Annotated in this window: 16 protein-coding genes and 1 pseudogene; 11 read left to right on the top strand and 6 right to left on the bottom strand. The window is 62.3% G+C overall.

The window, feature by feature from the left end:
- Positions 1-216: 216 nt before the first annotated feature.
- The 4 genes and pseudogenes from ACAG26_RS26680 to ACAG26_RS26665 all read right to left on the bottom strand — a co-directional run bounded on the left by ACAG26_RS26680 (position 217) and on the right by ACAG26_RS26665 (position 3,776).
- Positions 217-1,143, bottom strand: a complete 927-nt coding sequence (locus tag ACAG26_RS26680) for an alpha/beta fold hydrolase (protein WP_370486094.1) — start codon at positions 1,141-1,143, stop codon at positions 217-219.
- 397 nt (positions 1,144-1,540) lie between these two features.
- Positions 1,541-2,098, bottom strand: coding sequence for an enoyl-CoA hydratase-related protein (locus tag ACAG26_RS26675; RefSeq protein WP_370486093.1), 558 nt, complete (start codon positions 2,096-2,098; stop codon positions 1,541-1,543).
- A gap of 87 nt (positions 2,099-2,185) precedes the next feature.
- Positions 2,186-3,201 (bottom strand): annotated as a pseudogene (locus ACAG26_RS26670) (acyl-CoA dehydrogenase); the annotation flags it as partial.
- 248 nt (positions 3,202-3,449) lie between these two features.
- Positions 3,450-3,776, bottom strand: coding sequence for a 2Fe-2S iron-sulfur cluster-binding protein (locus ACAG26_RS26665; RefSeq protein ID WP_370486092.1), 327 nt, complete (start codon positions 3,774-3,776; stop codon positions 3,450-3,452).
- A 213-nt stretch (positions 3,777-3,989) separates the two neighbouring features.
- Here ACAG26_RS26665 and ACAG26_RS26660 point away from each other — a divergent pair, with 213 nt between their 5' ends.
- Positions 3,990-4,334 carry a transposase gene (locus tag ACAG26_RS26660; RefSeq protein WP_370486091.1) on the top strand — a complete coding sequence of 115 codons (345 nt, stop codon included), beginning with the start codon at positions 3,990-3,992 and terminating at the stop codon, positions 4,332-4,334.
- Between the two features lie 88 nt (positions 4,335-4,422).
- Here ACAG26_RS26660 and ACAG26_RS26655 read toward each other — a convergent pair whose 3' ends face one another.
- The gene (locus ACAG26_RS26655) at positions 4,423-5,127 is read right to left on the bottom strand and encodes a TetR/AcrR family transcriptional regulator (protein ID WP_370486090.1); all 705 of its coding nucleotides are present in this window, start codon (positions 5,125-5,127) and stop codon (positions 4,423-4,425) included.
- 416 nt (positions 5,128-5,543) lie between these two features.
- On the opposite strand from ACAG26_RS26655, the gene ACAG26_RS26650 reads away from it, so the two are divergent.
- A complete protein-coding gene (locus tag ACAG26_RS26650; RefSeq protein WP_370486089.1) occupies positions 5,544-6,443 on the top strand; it encodes a metal-dependent hydrolase in 900 nt (299 codons plus the stop codon).
- Between the two features lie 385 nt (positions 6,444-6,828).
- Positions 6,829-6,972 (top strand): hypothetical protein, encoded by a 144-nt coding sequence (locus ACAG26_RS26645; protein WP_370486088.1) that lies wholly within the window; start codon positions 6,829-6,831, stop codon positions 6,970-6,972.
- Positions 6,973-7,010: 38 nt separating this feature from the next.
- Here ACAG26_RS26645 and ACAG26_RS26640 read toward each other — a convergent pair whose 3' ends face one another.
- Positions 7,011-7,715, bottom strand: a complete 705-nt coding sequence (locus tag ACAG26_RS26640; RefSeq protein WP_370486087.1) for a TetR/AcrR family transcriptional regulator — start codon at positions 7,713-7,715, stop codon at positions 7,011-7,013.
- Between the two features lie 724 nt (positions 7,716-8,439).
- Between ACAG26_RS26640 and ACAG26_RS26635 the strand changes: the two genes are divergently transcribed.
- Genes ACAG26_RS26635 through ACAG26_RS26600 form a run of 8 tightly spaced genes read left to right on the top strand, consistent with a single transcriptional unit; the run spans position 8,440 to position 17,358 of the window.
- Entirely contained in the window at positions 8,440-9,258 is an 819-nt protein-coding gene (locus ACAG26_RS26635) for an MlaE family ABC transporter permease (protein WP_370486096.1), read from the top strand.
- Between the two features lie 3 nt (positions 9,259-9,261).
- Positions 9,262-10,122, top strand: a complete 861-nt coding sequence (locus tag ACAG26_RS26630; protein ID WP_370486086.1) for an ABC transporter permease — start codon at positions 9,262-9,264, stop codon at positions 10,120-10,122.
- Between the two features lie 2 nt (positions 10,123-10,124).
- Complete coding sequence (locus tag ACAG26_RS26625) at positions 10,125-11,648, top strand: MlaD family protein (RefSeq protein ID WP_370486085.1); 1,524 nt, start codon at positions 10,125-10,127, stop codon at positions 11,646-11,648.
- Positions 11,645-12,709 carry an MlaD family protein gene (locus ACAG26_RS26620; RefSeq protein WP_370486084.1) on the top strand — a complete coding sequence of 355 codons (1,065 nt, stop codon included), beginning with the start codon at positions 11,645-11,647 and terminating at the stop codon, positions 12,707-12,709. The genes ACAG26_RS26625 and ACAG26_RS26620 overlap by 4 nt, the downstream gene beginning before the upstream one ends.
- 6 nt (positions 12,710-12,715) lie before the next feature.
- Entirely contained in the window at positions 12,716-13,741 is a 1,026-nt protein-coding gene (locus ACAG26_RS26615; protein WP_370486083.1) for an MCE family protein, read from the top strand.
- Positions 13,738-14,853, top strand: coding sequence for an MCE family protein (locus tag ACAG26_RS26610; RefSeq protein WP_370486082.1), 1,116 nt, complete (start codon positions 13,738-13,740; stop codon positions 14,851-14,853). The genes ACAG26_RS26615 and ACAG26_RS26610 overlap by 4 nt, the downstream gene beginning before the upstream one ends.
- Before the next feature lie 50 nt (positions 14,854-14,903).
- Positions 14,904-16,079 (top strand): MCE family protein, encoded by a 1,176-nt coding sequence (locus ACAG26_RS26605; protein ID WP_370486081.1) that lies wholly within the window; start codon positions 14,904-14,906, stop codon positions 16,077-16,079.
- Positions 16,072-17,358, top strand: a complete 1,287-nt coding sequence (locus ACAG26_RS26600; RefSeq protein WP_370486080.1) for an MlaD family protein — start codon at positions 16,072-16,074, stop codon at positions 17,356-17,358. Before ACAG26_RS26605 ends, ACAG26_RS26600 begins: the two co-directional genes overlap by 8 nt.
- The last annotated feature ends 15 nt before the right edge of the window (positions 17,359-17,373 follow it).

The following is a 17,373-nucleotide window of genomic DNA, read 5'->3' as shown; positions in this document are numbered from 1 at the left end:
TGTCGATTCTTCCTGCCCAAACCTCGGGCATCAGAGTCGCACAACACCTGGACCACTACGAAGGGCTCACCTCATCACCACCGCTTTTCAATACCTCCTCATCGATATATCGGCAACTACTACAAAAACGGGCGTGTCGTGACAGCCAAATTGCCAAACTGTCGCCAATTCCCGATGCGGCGCCGAATGACGACTGCGGTGCGCCACTCAATGCCCTCAATCGCTATCAGGCCCCAGGCGGTGACCGCCGGCGTGGCGGCCGACCAGGTCGACGATTGTCGGCCACAGCGGTTCTGGTAGGTCGTGCCCTAGTCCCGGGAGTGTGACGAGCTGCGCACCGGGAATCATCCGGGCAACACGAACTCCCCCGCTTGGGTGCACCATCCGATCTTTGTCGCCATGGATAACGAGCGTGGGAGCGGTGATGTACCGCAGTTCACGACTTCGATCACCCGACGCGAGGATAGCTGCAAGCTGGCGCGCGATGCCGCTGGTGGTGGGATCACGATCGAAAGATTCGGCGGCGATTCTGCCCACCCGATTCTCATCGAACGGATAGCCGCGTGATCCGATGTGGCGGAACATGCTCACCGCCTTATCCATCGCTTCCTGGCGATTGCGGGCCGGGCGTGCAGTCGCCATCCGCCGCAGTGTCGACAAGGCGGGGCGACCGAAGCGCAGTCCGCCCGGGCTTGACGACACTGACGTCAATGTCGCGGTCCGGCCAGGATAGTCGGCCGCAACCGTCTGGGCGATCATACCGCCCATGGACACCCCGACAAGATGCGCTTCTGGCGTACCCAGCGCGTCCATGAGTTTCACGGTGTCGCGGGCCATATCGCACAATTCGTATTGCTTGGCGCGGGAGTCGCCACGCAGGATGTCGAGTAGGTTGGGCGGCGGGAAAGCCATGTGCGTCGACAGTCCCACGTCCCGGTTATCGATACGTGTAACACGGAAGCCACGAGAAGTCCATTGCTCAACACACTCATCCGGCCACGCATTGAACTGCTGCCCCAGGCCTGATAGCAGAAACAGGGCAGGACCGTTACGCGGGCCTGACTGCCGGAACCACAAGCGGATTCCGCAGCCAACGTCAGCGTAGCCTTCTTCCGGGTTGTCGGCCGCGCCGGTGCTGGTCATGTGCACACCGCCAGTTGACGAGACGGCGGGCGCAGCAGGTTGCCCATGTTGCTGCATGTCGTATCCATGCGCTCCGAAAACCCGCTCCCCTCTGGAGAACCGGTCAGCCGCGCAACACCTCCGAGCGTTCCGCTCACACATGCCCCAAGGCGCGCGGCAACTTTCGCCCAGAACGATACGGAGATGTACCCGCGCGTACAGTACATTGTGGCATCAGTTACCAGCAAGGAGGTTTCGGGAGTTCGGCTGGTCGTCGGGTTTGTGCGACGCAGAGTGGTTGAGTGAAAGCTCGAGTTCGACTTACGCACGGCGGCCTGCGGTCATGACTGTAAAGACCGATTACGAAATACCATGCGCCGCAAAAGACATCGCATAACCACAGTTTGAATATCACTATTCACTGGAAGTAGCTGGCGATTTGGTGAGCTGAGCGTTGCGCATCAGCCACAGTGCCGATCCGGCTGGCCAACCCGCAGGCAAGAGCCTCGTCCGCGCTGAGCTTTTGCTCAGAGAGCAGCGTCGCACGCGAACGGCTAACACCGACAAGCGTAGATAGTCGCCGCGTCGCCCACCCATCAACGATCCGACCGTAGTTCGTCGCCGGGAGTTGAAAGTATGCAGTAGGGTCGACGATGCGCTGATCGCAAATGGCTGCAAGCTGTAGGCCTACTCCGATAGCAGGGCCGTTGACTGCTGCGATGACTGGGGCGGGGCATAGTCCGATCGCTCTAGTCAGCGCCACGGCTTCACCCAGCAGTTCGTCGACCAGCAGCGGCGACCATGTGCAGTTCTTTTCGTCTGCGTCGATACCTGAGCAGAAAAAGCTGCCTTGGCCCGTCAGCACCACTGCGCGAACTCCCGCGTCTGTGAGAGCCTCGAAGGCGTAACGAAGCTGCGCGATCACCAATCCGTCCAGAGCATTTCGTCGATGCGGACGTTGTATCTCGATGGTCACGATGTCGGCTTCGTGAGCAATACCAATCACTGGCTATCTCGATTCTTGTTGACAGGATGGCGTTTTTACAAAGCCAGACTTTGCGATTCAGAACGCCGCCTCGTCGAGTTCCATGATGTCGTTGTCGAGGTTCTCCAGCACGGTGCGGGTGCTGGTCAGCAGCGGCAGGAAGTTCTTCGCGAAGAACGACGCCACCGCGATCTTGCCCTCGTAGAAGGCCCGGTCGGAATCGCTGACCCCGGCGTCGAGCTTCTCGACCGCCACCGCGGCCTGACGGGCCAGCAGCCAGCCGATCACCAGATCGCCGACGCTCATCAGGAACCGCACCGACCCCAGCCCCACCTTGTAGATGCTGTCGATGTTCTCCTGGGCAGCCATCAGGTAGCCGGTCAACGTCGCGGCCATACCCTGCACACCGGCCAGCGCGGTGGCCAGCAGCTCCCGCTCCGACATGAGGCGACCGTTGCCGGACTCGTTCTTGATGAACTCCTCGATCTGGCCGGCCACGTGGCCCAGCGCCACCCCCTTGTCGCGGACGATCTTGCGGAAGAAGAAGTCCTGCGCCTGGATCGCAGTGGTGCCCTCGTACAGCGAGTCGATCTTGGCGTCCCCATCTTGTGCTCGACGTTGGTGAGGAACACGCCGTTGCGCTCCCCGAGTTCGCCGGTCTCGGAGTCGAAGTGGAACTTCGGCACGAAGAACAGCGACAGGCCCTTGGTGCCCGGCTTGGCGCCCTCGGGGCGGGCCAGCACCAGGTGGAAGATGTTCTCGAACAGGTCGTCGGAGTCCGCCGAGGTGATGAACCGCTTCACCCCGTCGATGTGCCAGGAGCCGTCCTCCTGTTTGACCGCTTTGGTCCGGCCGGCACCCACATCCGAGCCGGCGTCCGGCTCGGTGAGCACCATCGTCGACCCCCAGCCGCGCTGGGCGGCGGCGACGGCCCGCTTCTTTTGCTCCTCGGTACCGAGGTGGTAGAGAATCTGCGCGAAGCAGGCGCCCCCGGCGTACATCCACACGGCGGGGTTGGCGCCCAGCAGGTGCTCACGCAGCGCCCACACCGACGCCTTGACGCTCTCGGGCAGCGTGACCATGTGGGTGTCGGGCGATATGGCCATCACCGACGGCGAAGCGCAAAATGTGAGTTCAGTTTGCGAAGTATCCATGTCAATCACCCCCTGGCCTTTTAGTCCGAATGTGGCAGGGGGACCTGAGGATTGATAGCTTCCCTTTGAGCACCAGATTGGCGGGCTGCCGAAGCAATATACCATACATGCGGTACCAGCAACTAGCTGTCTCATGATTGGGAGATCGGCTGGGCCCGCCCGACTTCCCAGCACGAGCCCATCTCGCGTCATTCGTAGGTGATGCGCACATGATCGGATTCGGGCAAGGTCTGGCATGCCAGCGTCAGGCCGGCCTGCAGCTCATCATCGATCAGCGACTCGTTCAGCAGCATGCGCGTGACGCCGTCTTTGACGGTGCAAACGCAGGTGGCACACGCCGATTCGCGACACACGTATGGAACGTCCAGACCTGCATCGAGGAGGACATCGAGCAGTCTTTTGTCCCTGGTCCACGTCAGGTCGTAGGTACGGCCTTCGAACTCAACGGTGAGCGCGACGACATCTCTAGCGTTGCCCGCAGCGTCATTGTGCGCGAAGAGCGAATTGGCGTTCAACGATGGATCTCCTCATAGTGCCATGGCGAGTAGGCGTGGTAGGTAGGTCAGGTTCGTGTCTCTGGCATCATCGCTCTGCGGCACCCCGCAGCATGCGACGGAGGGACCACGCTGCGACTCTCTGCAACAAGGGCGAACAGAGCCGCGGCGACCCGTTCACGCGTCGCGCGGGATAGGAGTAAAACCCCCTGTCGGCGAGCCATATTCGTTTGCGTGAAGCAAGCCCATGCGGTGGTGTCAACGGATGGGAATAAACCGACACCGTCGCAAACACGCCATGACCAGGATCATCAACTCAATCCGCCGCGGAATACCCGTCGGACTGGAAGAACTGGCCCAACTCATGCCGCCCTGTGGCGCCGCCATCACGACGTGCTGGCGTACTTCGACCACCACGCCTGCAACGGACCCACCGAAGCCATCAACGGTCGCCTCGAAGCGCTATGCTGCAACGCCCTCAGATTCCACAACCTGACCCACGACCGAACGATCCCTACTCCACTGCGGGCAGCCTCACCCAACGAATCGATATATTCTAAAACGGGAAGAACCCGATAACCCTAACTTCGGAAGTTGCGGAACCGTATCGGTGCTGCAGAATCTCGGGAAAAAGGCCAACGGAATCTCCAGTGATACGGCTACGCTGCTAGTGAGCGTCCGATTGCGTAAGTAGCGGTGCGTCAGCGTCGATCAACAGCCCTCGACCCGCGGCGACCGCGATGACAGCTCCAAAGGCGAAGCTGGTCAGTTCCTCAACCAACGTGGCTTTGTCGACGGGTCGATCGTTGAGCCACCGGAGGACTCCCAGCGCTACCGCCCCCAAAATGGCATCGACAGCGCATTCGAGGTTTTCGCTGCGCGCACCGCCGGCACTCAGAACAGCTGCCGCAACTTCCACCGTCGCCTCAGACAGGCGACGACCGCCCTCGAGGAGCGCCTCACGTGAACGACCATCACTGAAATGCGAGCCGACAAGGAAGCGGAACAGGTTAGGCCGTTCGTCGACGAGCTCAACGTACGCCGCGACCGCGGATCGTACCAGGTCCAAGGCGGTGCCAGTCAGGTCGAAATGCGGAACGACTCGTTCAATAACGAGTGCCTGTATGTGTTCACTAGCAGCGAGGAAGAGTGTTTCTTTGTCCCCGAAGAACCGATATAACTTTGGTCTCGGGATTCCCGCGGTCTTAACAACGTCATCGATGGACAGATCTGGCCCATATTCCTCGATCGCGCGGACGGTGGACTCAACTAGTTCCGCCCTGACGGCTGCACGATGATCACTCCACCTGTCGTGCCGCGCGTCGCCCTTAAGCACTGAGAGACGCGCTCCACCCGGGACAACTGTCGACACTCCGCCATACTAATCCATCGTCGACCAGGTGGTGATTAATCTCGTTCATGCCGTGGCCGGCGCGCCGGTCGTGCCGATTGGCCATACACATGATCAGTACCCGGTACCACATGTTCGTTATTGCCCACAGGGCCGGAAACCGCGGCATCGCGGCGGCACGTCGCCCTGTCCGACCTGCGCCCACGGGACGGGTTGACCCAACACAGCCCACAGACGAATTGATTTTCCGCGGCCAGCCAGCCCGCATGGAGCGTCATCCGACCATGAGTGGCCGTACATCCGCTTCGGACGAGGCGCCACGATGCCTCGGACGATCCACCGCGACCCCAAACCCCATCTTGCACCAGCGATCCGTGAATCGCATGGTGGGTATGGTACAGTCAGTACTAGTTACTAACTGTTCGAGGAGTGCCACGATGACAGAAGATGTTCACGAAAGTGCAACAGTGACCGTTCCTGACGGCCCTCAGGTACGCTCCCCGTATCCGAAGGCGCGTCGAATACGGTTCCGGTTTACTGAGGACGGGGCAGACGATAAATATTTCATCGACGGCGACATGGTATTCAGCCATTTTATCGCAGGCCTGTCGGCCATCTTCCCACCCGGAGAGGAATCCTTCATCCGGTCGGTACGCCGTTTCGCCGACCAGATCACCGATCCGGTGCTCAAAAAGCGCGTAGCCGGTTTCATCGGGCAGGAGGCGGTACACGGTCAAGAACACCGCCGACTCAATGAACGACTGGTGGAACTCGGCTACCCCATCGCTTGGGCCGATTCGCCCAAAGCCGAAGCGCGACGGTTGAAATTCGAGAAGCGCCTTTCGCCCCGCGTGCATTTGGCGATGACCGCAGCCGCCGAGCACTACACAGCCGTCCTCGCTGAGCGCACACTGACCAATGAGTACCTACGGTCGTTGGCACGCACCACAGAGACTCGTCACTTGTTTGACTGGCACGCATTTGAAGAACTCGAACACAAATCCGTAGCATTCGACGTCTACCGAGCGGTAGGCGGTACCGAGTGGACTCGCATTGTTGTCATGGGTTTTGCGCTGACACTGACCGTGCCGGCTCTCATCTTGGCGTTGACCGTCGCCCTAGCACGCGATCCGGTCGCTCGCCGACACCCGATCCGAGTGGTTCGTCAGGCGTACGCCCTGTTCACCGGCCCGGTGTTCGAGGGATTGATGTCCGAGCTTGCCAAGTACATGCGCCGAGGCTTCCACCCCGACGACATCGACACCCGTGCGCTGCTGGAAACATGGCGAGAGGAGCTCTTCGGCCCTTACGGCGGGCTGACCGGACACCTGAAATAGCATTCCTGCTCGCCAGTGGTAGGCATCGTGTGGTCCACCACCTGCATGCGTTAGGTGGGCCCGGGCCGTATTGACACCCCACGTGGCGCAACCGCTGGCGAAACGTTCGCACGGCCGGCGCCCTGGCTAGGCTGTCGTTACGGCTCTTGAAACAAATGGGTCGCTGGGTTGAACTGGAGATTCGTTGGTGTCGGTGGGGGTGTTCTGGCTCGCAGTGATGGTGCGTGCGATGGGGGTCTCGATGAGTTTGAAGGCGCGGCGGTGTTGGAGTGTAGGGTCGCCCAGTTTATCGATTTCGATGTCGGTGCCCTGTTAGCGGATTCGATCGCCGGGCGCGCGAACGCCGTGGCGACTGCATCAAAACTACCTACGTGATGTCCTTCTGATGCCGCGCGAATTCCTGGGCGACGGTGTCATCTTCACCCAGCACAGAGCGGGCAGCAGTCAGCAGGATAAGCGCGGCCCCGACGAACTCGCCAACGCCCACCCCACGCCGGAGTCGGCGGTCGAGTGCGCGCCGGGTGGTTAATCGTCGAAAAGTTGTCTGCAAATCACTCGCCGGCGAGGTCAGTCAGTCCCAGCGGAACGCTGCACGGTTGCCTGCGCGTCGAGGCTCAACCCTCTGCTGGCCGCGACGGCGACAGCAGCGCCCCACGCGAAGGCGGTCAACTCCTGCACCAACTCCGCCTTGCCCATGACTTGGTCGTTGAGCCAACGCAGCACACCCAACGCTACGGCCCCCAGCAAGGCATCCACGACGGGTTCCAGGTTGTCGCTACGCCCACCACCGGCCTGTAAGAAAGCCACAGCGACCGCAACGGTGGCATCGGAAAGCCGGCGGCCCCCGTCGAGCAGCGCCTCCCGTGACCGCCCATCGCTAAAGTGTGTGCAGACCAGAAATCGAAACAGGTTGGGCCGCTCATCGACCAAGTCGATGTACGCCGTCAATGCCGAACGAACGAGGTCTAATGCGGTGCCGCTGAGGTCGAAGTGAGGCAACACCCGCTCAATAACCAAGGCCTGCACGCGCTCGCTTGCTGCAAGGAACAGGGTTTCCTTGTCCCCGAAGAACCGATACAGCTTTGGCCGCGGGACTCCAGCGGACCGGACGACATCGTCGATGGATAAGTTGGGCCCATATTGTTCGATCGCCCGGATCGTGGCCTCGACCAGCTCGGCACGCACTACGGCTCGGTGATCGCTCCACCGGTCGTGTCGACCATCGCCCTTGAGCACGGATAGCCGTGCAGCTCCGGCGGCGGTTATGGACATGCCGTCATCCTAGTCCAGCGCCACCTCTTCAGCGGTTATTCATGGTGGAGGTCGATCCCGTCGCGCGGCCGGCGCATCGGCTCTGGTGCGCAGTGGCGGACGCCGGGGGGGACGTGAAAGCTGAGACCAGCTGCCACGCGGCCTATTTTGCTGCCCATACCCCAGGTGGCAGCCGCGACGTGCACAACCGCGAGACCGTCTTGACGAAAGCCGTGACGCCGCGCACACTAGAGTGCTAGTGTAACGGTCAGTACTAAGTACTGACTGTACTAGCAGAATTTGTGCCGTGCAGGGCTGTAGCGGGTGATGAAGTCCAAGGGGAGGGGAGATCTTGTCGGATGCGGCGACGCGGGAGCTGGCCACAGTTGAAAACAAGATGTCGTCAGAGTCGCCGAGCGCTCCCCAGCGCCGCATCTGTAGACGGCGGGGAGGCGGCGCCAAACGTGAAGTTCGGCGAGCAGCCGACCCCAAGGCGTGCGCTAGGCAGTGCCGGCCGGTATCGGCATTGCGACAGATGGGGTGCCCAACCTGCTACTTCCGCCGCGATCTCGGCGAGGTGGCGTAGGGCGTGCTGACGAATCAAGATCCCCCCGAGCACGCGCCACCGGCAGACACGCAGACCCACGCAGAGGTTGCGGCCGGCGTCGACCGGCCGCGGGACGAGCCCGGCCCGGCGAAGGGTGGGAGGGCTGGGCCGGGTAGCGCCGGCGCCACCGACTCGGCCATCGCGGAGATCATCGGTTGGGGACGCCGCTATCTGCAAAACCATCCTTGGATGTCACTTGACACCGTCGGCTACCAGGCGGTGCTAGGAGTGCGCACCGTCCAGTGCCTGTTTGGCGATTTATTTACGGGACGCTTCAAAGCGTGGGAGTTTATCGAGCAGGCCGCGTTCATGGCTGGCACAGCTTTTGTCCCAACCACTTTGGTGACCATCCCAATCGCCGTCACGCTGGCTATTCAGTTCACCTTGCTCGCGGCGCAAGTCGGCGCCACCTCGTTGGCGGGCGCGGTGACTGGGTTGGCTGTGATCCGCCAGGGCGCTCCGCTGGTGTCCGCGATGCTGCTCGCGGCGGCGGTGGGCTCAGCGGTGTGCGCGGACCTCGGAGCGCGCACGATGCGCGAGGAAATCGACGCGATGCAGGTGATGGGGGTCTCGGTGATCCGGCGGATGGTGGTTCCCCGGTTCGTGGCCCTGATTGTGGTCGGAGTCTTGCTGACCGGGACGGCCGTCTTCGTCGGATACCTTGCCAGCTACCTGTACAACGTGTATCTACAAGACGGCGCGCCGGGCTCGTTCATTGCGACCTTCTCATCTTTTGCCACCGTCGGAGATCTCGCGCTGGCGCTGGTCAAAGCTGTCGTGTTCGGCGCGATCGTGGCGATTATCAGCTGTCAAAAGGGCTTAGCCACCCACGGTGGTCCGGCCGGGGTGGCGAACTCCGTCAACGCTGCGGTTGTCGAGGCGGTGCTACTGCTGATGATCGTCGACGTCGCGATGAGTCAGCTCTACGTCATCGTCTTCCCGAGGTACACCCTCTGACCCATGGCTACCGCGACCCCCTACCAAGTCCCCGGCGCGCGTACGGCTTCACTGGCCGTGGGCGCAGCAACACGTCCGGTCGCCAGGGCCGGCCACATGGTGTACTTCTTCACCCAGATCCTGATGTCGATCCCCACCATGTTGCGCCATTACCGGCGAGAAATGCTGCGCCTGTTGGCGGATGTGACCTGGGGTAACGGGTCAATCGTCGTCGGTGGCTCCACCCTCAACGTCGCCGCGGTACTCGGAATAAGTGCGGGCACATTGCTCGCGGTCGAGGGCTACAGCGCCCTGCAGCTACTGGGGATGGGCCCGGCCACCGGCTTGATCTCTTCATTCGCCACGACACGCGAGCTTGCGCCGGTGATGATCGGCATCGCGTTCATCGCCCAGGCGGGATGTCGCTTCACGGCGCAACTAGGCGCTATGCGGATCAACGATGAAGTTGACGCCCTGGAGTCCATGGCCATCAAGCCCATTCCTTATCTGGTGACTACCCGGGTGGTGGCGACCATGATCGCCGTCGTCCCCGTGGCGCTGACGGTGCTGGCGCTCGCCTACTTGTCCACCCAGGTGATGTCGACCATTGCGGCCGGACAATCCTCCGGCTCGTACCTGCACTATTTCTCCCTGGTCATCAACCCACGCGACGTTCTGTTCGCCACGCTTAAAGCCATTGTCTTTGTGTTCATCTCCTCGACGATCCAAAGCTACTACGGGTTTTTCGCCGCCGGCGGGCCCGCCGGCGTGGGAGTGGCCGCCGGCCGGGCGATGCGCCTCAGTGTGACCGTCGTGATGATCGCGAACATGTTGCTGACCATGGCGATGTGGGGCGTCGCCTCCGGAGCAAGGTTCGGTGGTTAACAATGCCCAACTCGTTCGACACCGACCCGCGCGGGCCGTCCAACCGCCTGCTGATTTTCGCCGGCATTTGCTTCATCGTCATCATGACCATCACCAACGTTGCCGCGGTCGCCAAATCCAAGGGCACATTGGACAATCTGGTCCGCGTCGATGCCCAGCTGGTCAACATCGGCGACGGGCTGCCGGCTCGCTCGGATGTGAAGTTTCGTGGTGTGCTGGTGGGGTCGGTGGCCCAGGTTGCTCCGTCCACACATGGAGGACCGAATGTCGTCCACATCGACCTCCAGCCGGACTATGCCTCCGGCATTCCCAACACCGTCACGGCGCGGGTGGTCCCGACCAACTTGTTTGCCGTCTCCACGGTGCAGCTGATCGACAACGGCCCGGGTTCGGGCCCCTTGCGGCCTGGCGCCGTGGTCCATGAGGACAAGACCCGATCAACGCTGGTATTCCAGGATGCATTAGCCAAACTACGACGAGTCCTGGCTAGCGTCGGACACGGACCCGGCGACCACAGCGTCGGGCTGATTGCGGCGCTGGGTGAGGCAACCCACGGCCGGGGTCAGCAATTGACCGATGCCGGTCACGACTTCAACGAGATCTTGGCACAACTCAACACGGTGGTCAGCCCCGATGATGTCGGCCCGTCCACCCTTTCGGCGCTCAGCTCCGCCGCCGACGAGTTGCGCGTAGCCTCCCCGGACCTCTTCAACGCCCTCGACAACGCGATCCGCCCGATGCGGACCTTTGCCGAGAAACGCCAAGAGCTGACCGACTTCCTGTCCGGAGGGCTGCATACGACCGAAACACTGGGCGAGGCGTTCGAGCACCAGATCGACCGGCTGATCTCCATCAGCACCGAGTTCACGCCGGCACTTGGCGTCCTCGCCGACCACGCCGACGACTTCCCGAATATCTCCACCCGAGTGCAGGCACTGGCAAACAACATCTACGACGAGGCCTATGACCCCGACACACACCTGTTCACCGCCAAGGCAGTGATCGCGTTCACCCCGACTCGTAGCTACGTGCGCGCCGACTGCCCGCGCTACGGCGCGTTGGAAGGCCCTAGCTGTCAAACGGCACCCGAAGTACCCACCGCCCCAGATCTGATGCCGGCATTGGCTTCGCGGGGGTTCCCGCCCACGCCGGGAGTGACTGAGAATCGGCCGAATGTGACTCCGCCGCGCCACTCGATGCCCGAGGACCCGCAGGGCCCGCCGGCGCCCCCGGCCCCGCCCTGGGTGCTGCCCCCGCTGCCGCCGGGTTCCAAGGACCTTCCGGAGGGGTATCCCCCTGCTCCCAGTCCCGAACCGACCGCCGAGCCCAGCGCCTTCACTCCCGGCGGGCAGCCGCAGGCGGTCATCATCGGCGGCAATGTCGGCCCGGTCGGCAGCCGTGAAGAGAAAGCTCAGCTCAGCCGCATTGTCGGCGGCCACGCCGATACCGCTACCGAGTTTCTGCTGGGCCCGCTTGCGCGCGGATCGACCGTGTACGTCGCGCCCGACCCAGGAGATGGCCCGTGAAAAAACACCGCAACGCCGTTATCGGTTTAGCCGCGTTTGCCGTGTTCGCGGTGACCGTAACCTCGTTGGTATTCACCACACTGCAACGTGACGTGGTCGGTCCAACGAACACCTATTCGGCGATCTTCACCGATGTGTCCGGGTTGGCACCGGGGTCTGACGTGCGGGTCGCTGGGGTACGGGTCGGCCGGGTGGACAAGGTAGACCTGATCGGCACTCTGGCCAAAGTGACCTTCCGGGTGTCACGCGGTCAGACCCTCTACACCAACACCGTCGCTTCGGTGACCTATCAGAACATCATCGGGCAGCGCTATCTCGGGCTGGCCCCCGGGCAGGGTGGCGGGTCGACACCGTTGCCCAATCGGGCTCAGATTCCCAAAGAGCGCACCAACCCTTCCTTCGACATCTCCTATCTGCTCAATGGGTTCGAGCCGTTCTTCACAGAGTTGGATCCCCAACAAGCGGACAACTTGACCGATGCGATTATCCAGGCATTCCAGGGAGATTCGTCCTCCATCCTCACGCTGACCACCCAGACGTCGGCGTTGGCGCAAACGCTGGCCGGCCCCGATGAGGTGCTCGGAGAACTCATTGCCAACATGAACCAACTGATGACCACGCTTGCCGGCCAAAACGCCAACCTGCAGTCGCTGATCGGCCAATCCCGCGGTGTCATCGCTGATCTCGCGAACCGACGCGAACAACTGGTCACCTCGGTGGGGTCGATCAACGCGGTGGTTGGACGGCTGGCCACGATCGTCACCAACATCTCCCCCGACATGCAAGAGTTCATCGGCCGCCAACCCGGCTTCCTCGACTACAGCCTTCACGACGGGCGGCAGCGACTGGCCTATCTGGCCGCCAACCTGCCGTACCTGCTCAAAGGCTTGGCTCGGGTAACCCAGGAGGGCTCGTACGGCGGCGCTTACGTGTGCGAGTTCGACATCTCGGTGTTCCGCTTTAGTTACTACCTGCTGCGGAATCTCGTTCTTGCCGCCACCCGCAGCGACGACTACCCGGCGTGGAGCACCCGGCCCAAACACACACCCATCTGCCAGTAGGACAGTATGTTTCACGGATTGAAAAGACCCCTTGAGTCATACAACAAGTTGTGGGTCGGGGCGATGGCCTTGGTCGTGATCGGCGTCGTGTCGGCGGTCACGGTTCTGTACACCACCCTCAACGTGGGCAAAACCCGGTACCGGGCCGAATTCGCCCAGGCGGCCAACGTCATCGAGGGCAATCAGGTCACGGTCGCCGGAATACAGGTAGGCACGGTCGACGGCGTTGCGCTGGCCGGTGACCACGTCGTGGTCACCTTCAACGTCCGCCACGACATGGTGTTGGGTAGCGATACGCGCGTAGCGATCAAGCTGACCACCATCCTGGGGTCGCGCTACCTCGAACTTTCCCCCGCCGGTGACGGCAGTCTGGCACACCACATGATTCCGTTGGGACAGACGGAGGTCCCCTACGATCTGCAACAAACCCTCGCCGGGGCGACGAGCACCTTCGAGCCGATCGACGCCAAACGCATCGTGGGCTCGGTGCAAACACTGACCCGAAATTTGCAGGGGCTACCCGAGGCGTTACCCCAGGCTTTGACCAACCTTCAATCGCTTGCCACCATCATCGCCGAACGACGCGACCAGCTCGGCGCGTTGCTGTCCAACGCAGACACACTCACCACGATGCTGCGCGACCAGCACGCCGACCTCGGCGCGCTGGTGGTGCAGGGCCGCGACCTGCTGCGCGAGATCACCACTCGACGCGCCGCGGTAGAGCGGCTATTCGCTAGCGCCACCACGCTAATCGAACAAGCCAGAGCGATCCTCGGCGACGAGGCTACAGTCAACCAATTACTCGCCGAATCAGAGGAATTCACCCGTATGATGGCCGACCACGACGCGCTACTACGCAATATTTTGCAGTCGATGCCTGTCGCGCTCCGTAACGTCACCAACGCCACCGGCAGTGGCAACGCCCTCGACGGCACCGCCCCGGCCGGCATTTTGTTCGACTCGTGGATGTGCGCGCTCAGCAGCCGAGCACCCCAGTATCAGCTGGTCGAATACTTCAAGGACTGCCGATGAACCGCCGGCTCAAGGTGATCGCCGTGTTGGCCGTCGCGGCCACGTCGGTCGCCGTCGCGGCCTTCGCCGTGGTGTCGCGGGTGACCCACCAAGCGATCACGATTACCACACATTTTCAGGACGCTGTCGGGCTTTATGCAGGCAACGGGGTCGCGGTGCTGGGAATGCCAGTCGGGAAGGTGACCAGCATCGTGTCCAAGGACACTTATGTCGAGGTCAAGCTTACGATCGAGAAGGCCATCGACATTCCCGCCGACGTGCAGGCCGTGACGGTATCCAACTCGATCCTGACCGACCGTCACGTCGAACTCACGCCGCCCTACCACGGCGGGCCGAAGTTGAAGAATGGTGACGTGGTGGGCCTAGGCCGCACCCGCACCCCGGTCGAATTCGACCGGACGCTGGCCATGCTCGACAAACTGGGCACAGCCATGCATGGCAATGAGCACGGGCAGGGGCCGCTGGGCGATCTGGTCAACCTGGGCGCCGACATCACCTCGGCCAACGGACCCGCCATCAAAGCGGCCCTTGACCAGCTGTCGCAGGCACTGGCCGTCGGCGCAGACAAGGGTGCCCGAAGCAAAAAGAACATCCAGGAGATCATCGACAGCGTCGCACAACTGACCCAAGCGGCCGCCGACAACGACACCACGATCCGCGAGTTCGGGTCCAACTTGCACCAACTCAGTGACATCCTCGCCGAGGAGGACCTCGGCTCCGGCACCACCGGCGCAAAGGCCAACCAACTCCTCGCCGAAGCTGCGCGGTTGCTCGGGGCCAACCGCGAAGGTCTCCAGCACACGTTCGCCGACAGCCGGACCATAGCGACGTCGCTCACCGATTCCCGGCGTGAACTTGAGGAAACCCTCGATGTATTGCCCCTGGGACTCGATAACATCTACGACCTCATCGACCCCGTCGCCGGCAGCGCGCGGGTAAACATGCTGGCGGACAAGCTCATCTTTGACAGTCAATTCTCCAAGGAGATCTGCAACCTGATGGGGCTCAAGCAACTGGGGTGCGCGACAGGAACACTACAAGACTACGGGCCCGACTTCGGTCTCACCTCGATGCTGGACCTTATGGCTAACGGGATTGGTAGCGGCCGATGAAAAACCCAGGTACCGTCCGCCGCGCCAGCCGAGGGGTATTGGCTGCCGGCATGGCCATCGTATTGGCCGGATGCGCCAATCTGGAGATGGGCCTGGCGAGTTTACCGCTGCCTGCTCCGGTGGCTGGCGGCCCGAATTACGCTGTGATAGCGGTGTTTTCCAATGCATTAAATCTGCCCGCCAAAGCCAAGGTTAAATTCTTCGGCGCCGATATCGGCGAGGTCGATTCAATGTGGGCTCAGGACTTTAACGCTCACGTGAAACTACGGATCAGGGCCGACATCCGCCTACACGTCGGGGCCACCGCCGAGTTGCGCTCGGCAACACCGCTGGGCGACATCTTCGTGGCGATCAAACCCGATCCGCGCCAAACACCGGACGCGGCCCTCATCAACAACGGTGACACGATCCCGCTGAACTCGACCGGCGCCCAGGCAACGGTCGAACAACTACTCGCCTCCATGGCGCTACTCGTCAACGGCGGAACGGTGCGCAACCTTGTCAATATGCTCAACGGAGCGGGTCAAGCGGTGGGCGGGCGCGGCGAAAAACTCGGCCAGTTGCTGCAACAAAGCACCACCCTGCTGTCCACCATGACCGCACGGTCACAACAGATCGATGCCGCACTTCGGCAGACCAGCGAGTTAGCGGCAACGATAGCCGCCCGCCGCGACACGCTCCAACAGTCTCTCACCACCGTCGCGCCCGCGATGTCGGTGATCGCGGACAACACCGACCAGATCGCCGACCTGATCGACGGCGTCGCGCGTATCACCGCCCAGCTTTCTCGCCTTCCCTCCATCCAAGGCACAGACACCCGGAGCTTGGCCGCCGACATCAATCACCTGGCGAGAGCCTTCAACGACGTCTCGCAGGATCCCAGCGTGTCACTGACACCGCTGCTGCGGCTGATTGGCCTGGCGATGCGCGCAACCAACTCGACGGCGGCGCATGCGAGCGCCACTGTCGCCAAGCTCGCATTGGTCCCGTGGCCAGACAAGAACTATCCCGGCGATCCGGGGTTCCACTGGACCGATGGCACCGATTATCACCAAATGATCGGTAGCCTCCGATACGAATGGAATCTGTTGCTGGACAAGATTTACGGAGCACAACGCCCCAGTTTCGCCTACCCAGCTCCTGGTCCACTGCCGCCGACCGGCGACGGACCGGACATCACCAACGCACCCGACGAGTCGCTCCCCCAGGCTGGTCTCGGTGGGTAGCTCGCGCACAGTGATGGCGGCCTGGCTGGAACGGCCCGCTCGACTGATCGTCAATGTGATCCGTGCCGCGGCCAAACGCCGCATCCTCGGGTCGGGCATCGGACTGGTCGTCGTCCTGATCGTCATGTTCCTCTATATCGCAATCGGTGGCCTGGGGATCAACCCGATACGCCAGACGATCTCGGTACGGGTGCTGCTTCCGGAATCGGGCGGGCTGTTGACGAATCAGGATGTCAGCCTGCGCGGGATACCGGTCGGCCGTATCACCGCGATCAACCTCACCGGCGTCGGCGTAGAGGCCGTGGTGACCATCAACGCCGATGTCCGGATCCCGCGTGACAGTCTGGTACGTGTGGCTCCCCTTTCAGTTGTCGGGGAGCAATACCTGGATTTCCGTCCACAACGTGGTGGCGGACCATTTCTCACCGACGGCACCGTGATCAGGCCAGAGCAAACCAAGCTACCAGTGTCGCTGCCGGAGATCATCGACGACAGTCACGGCGCACTCGCTCAACTGAACGAAACGAAGCTTGCCGGCCTCTTTGAGGAACTGCGCGTAGGACCGTGGGCGCCGCAGAAGCTCGCCGCCATTCTCGACGGCTCGATCTTCTTGAGTTCCACCTTGGATGGAGTCCTCCCACAAACCGTAGGCATGCTACGGAACAGCCAGGTGGTACTGACCACGTTCGGGGACCTCAGCCCCGGTCTGCGGCAGACCTCCACCGATCTGCAGAAGATACTCGGGGGCGTCAACAAGATGGAAGGTGGATTTCGCACCCTGGTCGACAACGGCAGCGGTCAGTTGGCCGCCATCGACAACTTGATCGGCGACAGCCGTGACAACATGGTCCAACTGTTGGGTAACCTCACCACTCTCTCGCAGGTCTTCTACCTGCGCGTTCCCGCACTGGAGCATCTGTGGCGTCCCGACCACGAGTTACTGATCGACCGCATTGGCAGCGTCGCCCATGACGGCGGCGTCTGGGGCATTGCGAATTTCTTCTACCCGAAATACCGCTGCGACTACAACCTGCCGCGGCGCCCACCCACGCAGGCCGATTTCCCCGAACCGTTTCTATACACCTACTGCGAGAACCCCGACCCGTCAGTACTGATCCGGGGCGCGCGCAACGCTCCCCGCCCGCCCGGCGACGACACCGCGGGTCCACCACCCGGATACGACCCCCTGGCGAAAACCGACCCCACCCCCATCTACCCGCCTTACACGTTGCCCACCACATACGCCGGCCCGCCGATGCCGGTGTGGGTCCCCAACTAACGCCGTTTGGAGCCG

Origin of the sequence: Mycobacterium sp. pUA109, from assembly GCF_041287095.1 — a bacterium.
Lineage (GTDB): Bacteria > Actinomycetota > Actinomycetes > Mycobacteriales > Mycobacteriaceae > Mycobacterium.
The sequence above is the reverse complement of the archived record's forward strand: the minus strand, read 5'-3'. Positions and strand labels throughout refer to the sequence as shown.

What these genes read in the sequence shown, in the direction of transcription:
- ACAG26_RS26615 (WP_370486083.1), top strand. Translation starts at nt 12,716, where the DNA reads ATGTTTCACGGATTGAAAAGACCCCTTGAGTCATACAACAAGTTGTGG.
- ACAG26_RS26605 (WP_370486081.1), top strand. Translation starts at nt 14,904, where the DNA reads ATGGCCATCGTATTGGCCGGATGCGCCAATCTGGAGATGGGCCTGGCG.
- ACAG26_RS26625 (WP_370486085.1), top strand. Translation starts at nt 10,125, where the DNA reads ATGCCCAACTCGTTCGACACCGACCCGCGCGGGCCGTCCAACCGCCTG.
- ACAG26_RS26680 (WP_370486094.1), bottom strand. Translation starts at nt 1,143, where the DNA reads ATGACCAGCACCGGCGCGGCCGACAACCCGGAAGAAGGCTACGCTGAC.
- ACAG26_RS26640 (WP_370486087.1), bottom strand. Translation starts at nt 7,715, where the DNA reads ATGTCCATAACCGCCGCCGGAGCTGCACGGCTATCCGTGCTCAAGGGC.
- ACAG26_RS26645 (WP_370486088.1), top strand. Translation starts at nt 6,829, where the DNA reads ATGCCGCGCGAATTCCTGGGCGACGGTGTCATCTTCACCCAGCACAGA.
- ACAG26_RS26610 (WP_370486082.1), top strand. Translation starts at nt 13,738, where the DNA reads ATGAACCGCCGGCTCAAGGTGATCGCCGTGTTGGCCGTCGCGGCCACG.
- ACAG26_RS26630 (WP_370486086.1), top strand. Translation starts at nt 9,262, where the DNA reads ATGGCTACCGCGACCCCCTACCAAGTCCCCGGCGCGCGTACGGCTTCA.
- ACAG26_RS26650 (WP_370486089.1), top strand. Translation starts at nt 5,544, where the DNA reads ATGACAGAAGATGTTCACGAAAGTGCAACAGTGACCGTTCCTGACGGC.